Origin of the sequence: Pediococcus parvulus, assembly GCF_007990205.1 — a bacterium.
In the GTDB taxonomy this organism is placed as follows: domain Bacteria; phylum Bacillota; class Bacilli; order Lactobacillales; family Lactobacillaceae; genus Pediococcus; species Pediococcus parvulus.
The window spans coordinates 1-6,247 of sequence record NZ_BJWE01000060.1; the positions used below are offsets into that span (position 1 = coordinate 1).

4 protein-coding genes are annotated in these 6,247 nt (G+C 38.6%); all 4 read right to left on the reverse strand.

Annotated elements, in window-relative coordinates; translation table 11 throughout:
* Positions 1–100 precede the first annotated feature (100 nt).
* The 4 genes from PPA04_RS08900 to PPA04_RS08915 all read right to left on the reverse strand — a co-directional run bounded on the left by PPA04_RS08900 (position 101) and on the right by PPA04_RS08915 (position 6,051).
* A complete protein-coding gene (locus PPA04_RS08900; protein WP_057785012.1) occupies positions 101–1,018 on the reverse strand; it encodes a PTS system mannose/fructose/sorbose family transporter subunit IID in 918 nt (305 codons plus the stop codon).
* Between the two features lie 21 nt (positions 1,019–1,039).
* Positions 1,040–1,849: a PTS mannose/fructose/sorbose transporter subunit IIC gene (locus PPA04_RS08905; RefSeq protein WP_057785013.1), complete on the reverse strand. Its 810-nt coding sequence runs from the start codon at positions 1,847–1,849 to the stop codon at positions 1,040–1,042.
* Between the two features lie 27 nt (positions 1,850–1,876).
* Entirely contained in the window at positions 1,877–2,854 is a 978-nt protein-coding gene (locus PPA04_RS08910) for a mannose/fructose/sorbose PTS transporter subunit IIA (protein WP_057785014.1), read from the reverse strand.
* A gap of 263 nt (positions 2,855–3,117) precedes the next feature.
* Positions 3,118–6,051, reverse strand: a complete 2,934-nt coding sequence (locus PPA04_RS08915; protein ID WP_057785015.1) for a sigma-54-dependent transcriptional regulator — start codon at positions 6,049–6,051, stop codon at positions 3,118–3,120.
* Positions 6,052–6,247 lie beyond the last annotated feature (196 nt).

The window sequence follows — 6,247 nt, forward strand, 5'->3', positions numbered from 1 at the left end:
AAAAAAATAAGTAAAATCATTTCTGACTTTACTTATTCAAGATCTTCATTCATATTCTGAATGTTAATCATCAGGTTATATCTGTTAAACTAATTTAATTTTACATTAAACCAATAACATGGAATACAACACCGACAACGAATAATCCAAGAATAACAACCAATGGAGAAACTTTCTTCTTTAATAACCACATACATAAGAATGTTAGCAAAACTGCGGCTAATCCTGGAATCAAAAGATCCAAGTTATCTTGCAAAGTAGTCACTTTATCAATTGTTAAGGACCGACCAGCGGCTTGTTGAATCAAAGCTTCTTTGACTCCAGCAAATCCAGATGGAAGATGACTCCAGTCAATATAAGCACCTTTAGCCTGTTTAACTGTTGAGACAACGGGCGTGAACTTAATCACAACCCACCGGTTAATTAAGGCACCAATGATAAACATACCAACAATGGAAGCTACTTTGGTAACATTTTGTAAAAGACCACCAGATAAATCTTTAGTGATTTCACTACCTGCACGATAACCAAACTCTTGTGTGTACCACATGAAGCCCATACGAATGACGTTCCATGCAACGAAATACAAGATAGGTCCCATAATATTGCCACCCATTGCAAGTGAAGCTGCAACGGCACCAATAATTGGTTTTACAGTGTACCAGAACACAGGATCTCCGATACCAGCAAGGGGTCCCATCATACCAACTTTAACGTTTTGAATGGTTGCATCATCAATTGGTGCACCATTTGCACGATCCTCTTCAAGAGCCATCGTAACACCGATGATTGGTGAAGCTAAATATGGATGAGTGTTAAAGAATACTAAATGACGTTTTAATGCTGCTGAACGTTCTTCTTTTGTTTTATATAAGCGCTTGATCATTGGGATTAGTGAGTAACACCAACCACCATTTTGCATACGTTCATAGTTCCAAGAACCTTGAATGAAGGTCTGACGCAACCAGATCGAAATGTGATCTCTACGTGTTAATTTTAATTGTTTATTATCAGCCATTTTGTGTTATCCTCCTTTTCCCTAATAGTGATCTATGATATCGCCGACTGGATCACCAGTGTTTGAACCACCGCCGTTATTGTTAGAACCACCTTGTTGAGAAAGTGATAAGTAGATAAGAGCAAGTGACAAACCAATAGCACCAAGAGCAATAAGAGTTAATTCACTAATGGTTGCTAAAACAAATCCAATGGCAAAGAATGGCCATACTTCACGAGTTGCAATCATGTTGATAACCATAGCATAACCTACGGCAACAACCATACCACCACCAATTGCCAAACCATCTGTCAACCAACTTGGCATTGCATCTAGCATTCCTTTAACGGGACCAGCACCAACGGCTAAGATTAAAGCTGCAGGAATTGCAATACGCACACCTTGCATACATACAGCGAATAAATGCCATCCTTCAACACCGCGAATACTTCCACGTTCTGCAGCAGCATCCATCAAATGAACGACAGCAGTTGCAATGGTACGCACGATAATTGTTAATAATAAGCCGGCAACTGAAAGTGGAATAGCAATAGCAATAGCAGATGGAACTCCGGCTCTGCCTTGGCCACCAAGAACTAAAATAATTGCAGAAGCAACAGATGCTAAAGCAGCATCAGGCGCAACAGCAGCACCGATATTTGCCCAACCTAAAGCGATCATTTCAAGTGATCCACCTAAGATCATGCATGGAACTAAGTTACCTGTTACTAAACCAATTAAGGTACATGCAATAACTGGTTGATGAAAATGAAATTCATCCAAAATTCCTTCCATACCAGCTAGAAATGATACAAAAATCACTAATATCACTTGAATAGCATTTAATGTCATGATTATTCCTCCGTTTTTTCTTGAATATTAAGCTTTCTTCTGTTTGTTTAACTCACTTTGTGCTTTTTGAAGAATATCTTCCATGTTACCCTTTGAATCAGTTGGGACTTTACGAACATCGAAGTCGACGCCGTCTTTTTTCAACTTAGCAAAGGTATCAATATCATTTTGATCAAAAGCCAAAACTGTATTTGGTTGAACTTTACCAACTGAATGTGACATTGAACCAATATTCAATGTCTTCAAAGGTACGCCACCCTCAATTGCTCTAAGGGCATCTTGAGGTGTTTCAAAAAGTAACAAGGCACGTTGGCCACCAAAATGTTTGTCATCTTTTGCCAATTTAATCATTTGATCAATTGGCACAACATGAGCTTTAACACCAGATGGTGCAGCCTGTTGGATCATACTCTTACGCAAATCATCGTGGGCAACGTTATCCGAAACGACGATAATTCGAGTAGGGTTGGTAGTCTTTGTCCAAGCTGTTGCGACCTGACCATGTAACAAACGTGAATCGATACGTGCTAAAACGTACTCAAGTTTACCAGGTGCTCCTGCATTTGATGGTTGTGCGGAAGCTGCAGCAGCCTTTTCTTTAGGCTGTAATTCTTCTGGACGAACTTTAACGCCTTCAACACCTGTTTCGATAATGTGTGCTGCAATATCACGGGCACTATCCATAGACATTCTTGAAGCATATGCCTCAATTAACATTGGTAAGTTCAATCCGGCAACAATCGCCCATTTGTCTTTGTGAGCTTCAAACAAGTTATTTACTTGATTGAAAGGTGTTCCACCCCAGAGATCAACTAAGAACAATACCTCATCTTGGTTTTCGAAAGAAGCAATTGCCTTTTCCAATTTTCCTTTAATATCATCGGGTCCTTCGCTGGGTTTTAATGTAACGGCCTTAACATCCTTTTGTTCTCCGAAAATCATTGAACCGGATTGTAAGATCCCATTGGCGAATTCACCATGACTAGCAATGATAATCCCTACCATTTCTATACCTCCTATTATGATTGTTACAGTAAACAAAAATATAACGAATAATTTCTTAATAACCTGTAACTAAATTTATCTGTTGGACAGACATTGACACTTAAGTACAAGACCATCATTATTTGCACTCACTTATATATAAGCAAAAACCGTGCCAAGATACACTAGATGAAAACGCCTACTTTAAAGCAATTAAAAATAACACACAAGATTGATACACTACTTATGTATCAATCTTGTGTGTTATTTAGTCCGTTAACCATCTATTTTCGGGCTAGCGTTGCATTTCCAGAAACAGGCTGATCCGGATTTTCTTCCTTAGTCTGCCAAGTTTCTAGAAGTTTAACAATGTAGTAAACTTCCTCAACTGGTAAATCAATCCGAATTCTCCGAAGATGGCTCTCATTAACGGCTTCAACCGCTGGATACCATTCAGATTTACTCAATTTTTCCAATTCTGCTTTTGGCGCGGAAATTTCCCCTTTGGTAACGGTTCGTTCAATCGCACCAGCGATATGCATGATCAGATTGATTTTAAAAGATTCGTTAAATTTCTTTTGTGTGTCACTTTGTAGCTGATCAATGTATTGCCACAGAACATCCGTAATTTTGTGGGGATTAATAAAAGTATAAAATTCGTCCAAATATTGCCAACAAAGTTCTTTAGTCAACTTTACGTCTTGATGATCTTCAATTGATTGAATTGAGTCCCGTTCAACCACTTTATTAATGAAGGCCTCACCGCCACCTTGAAGAACTTTTTGTAATGGCATAAATGGTACCTGAATATTAGGATGGGTAATCCCAGTGGTTGCAATCACCTGATACTTAGCTTGGATTTTTTTCAGATGATGATCCATTCCAACCAACGAAATTGGGATCACCTTAATATCATCAATCAAATTTTCAACCAATAATTGATCTAAAATGTTTTTGATCTTTTTTGCTGTCCCTTCACCAGTTGAACAAATTGCCACAATTGCTTTAGGTTGCGTAGTTCCCGGCACAGGTTTTTCCGATAAATCAACGTGTTTTTCTTTCTGTTCTGTAGAAACATTAATCCGTGAGTAACCATGAAATTCACGCAACTCTGAATAAATCGCCGCCAAATCGGTATCAATAAAGGATGCCTTGCGCGCAGCTTCCAAGACCATGGCTGTGGTCACCATATCAATCACTTTGACTGGAATATGGGTTTCATCGGTAATCTTATTTCCAAACGTGCTTAGCGAACCCATATCAACTAAAAGCAACACACCGTTACCCTCATCTGCTCGTTTGACACAGTCCACAATTTCTTTATAGGCTGTTTGGGGCTCCATATCTAATGGCATATCGAATGATTGAACGGAGTTATCCGATAATAATTGGGAAACAACCTGAACCATGGAAGTCGCCGTGCTGCTTCCATGTGCTGCAACGACAATGCCCACCTTACCAGAAGTTGGTGCAATTTTTAAAGATACCAATAGAATTGCCAAATAATAACTTTCCGACTCTGGAATTGGGACATTGTACCGATTTTCTAACTGCGTTTTAATTTCTTGAGCTACTTTCATTTCATTTGGATAATCCTCCACCATCGCGACCAAATCTTTACTCATGGTCCGCATCGGCTTCCCAGACTGAATCCGTTTAATGAAGGAACTAATATGCAAGCTCATGGCATAAAGGAAATTATCGCGAAAACGATAGTTCAATTCCTTTTCAATCTTAGTCTGGATCTCTTTTGTGAAGTCAATGATATTTTGGTCCACAATTTCGGCCAATTTAGCTTCTGCCCGCATATCATCTTCATCCGGTGAAAATGTTTTTAAATGAAGATTAATATCCGTTTTAATAAAATGATTAATGTGATCCTGATCTAAGCCTTGCTGCCGCAGTAATGTGGCTTTATCTCCAATAATTTCATATAAATTATACGGTAATTCATAACTATCGTTCCGGTTGGTCAAAACGTGTGTATCAGAATCCGGTTGAATCGTCATGTAAGGTTCCAATAATTTAGAAATCTCACCAGAGTCACGACGATTAGCAGCTAAATGAACTAAACCGTCCTTAATATTCGGTGGTAAATCGTCCACCGAAATCATGATTTCACCTTTATTCTCAATATTATTCAAAAATCCACGCGCACAAACCAACTGAATATTAGACTTTAACTGACCCACGTTTCCATAAGTGACACTGCCCAACAAGGACTGTACAACATCTTCCGTTAAAGTAATTTGTTTGTGTGTCCGATTGGCTTCAATACTTAATAAAGCCTTCAAAAGTTCAATTCGTTCCTTTGCACTTCGCTTGTTAAATGCTGGTAACTGAATTGTAATCGGAATTCGACGAACAAACGTCTTTAGAAGTGAGCTTTCAGGATCTTCAGTTGTGGCACAAACTAACCGCACATTTGCATGATGTATCTTTGAAGTTTCGCCAAGTTTGCTGTAGGTTCCGTGATCCATGAAATAAAAAATCATTTCTTGTCCTTCAGGTGGCAACCGGTGAACTTCATCTAAGAAAAGCATCCCGTTATCTGCCTCTTGAATCAAGCCGTCTTTATCTTCATTAGCGCCGGTAAACGCGCCCTTCACATAACCGAATAAATGCGACATTAATAACTCTGGATTATGTGAATAGTCAGCACAGTTAAACGTAATTAACTCATCTGTTTTTTTAATCAGCTGCTGTTGTTTGGCAAATTTAAACATAGCATTCGCAAAATAAGTTTTCCCAGAACCGGTTGGACCAATCACTAATGTATTCAAACCACGCGGGGGGTATAAAATAGCTGCCTTAGCCTGCTCAATTTGGTTGTGCATACTGGAACTATTGCCAATCATGTGTTCAAACACATCACTAATTTCATTAATGGGGTGTATTGTTTGCTCTGAAATTTCACGCTTTTCAAGGCCACTATGAATGCGCCGTTTTCCTTCTGCCAAAGGAGAGGTTACAACTTCTTTGACCCCAGCTTGATTTTCTTCCACTAAACGACAGTACCGTACTGGTCGTCCAGAAATCTTGGTCAGTTTATTTTCGCGAACCAGCTGATTTAATTCCTTGCTCACATTAGAACGAATTAAATCCAACGCATTGGCAACTTCCTCAGTTGTTACAGCGGCACCCTCGCTCAATTCTGTTACCGTACTACCAGTTGTTTTTTCTGAAACAAATTCATAAATTCGATCTTTTCTTTTCATATGATGACCCTCATCTTTTGATACTGTGTTGATATACTTACACAAGACAGTATCAGTTTAGCATACTGTGTCAATTAATACAGAAATTAACCTTTTCAAGATTTATAACGCTTACTTAACCAATCTTACGACACAAAGTTAATTTTTAAATTTTGTGTATTCCTATTTTTGGCGAGAAAAAAAGTAAGGAATAAAT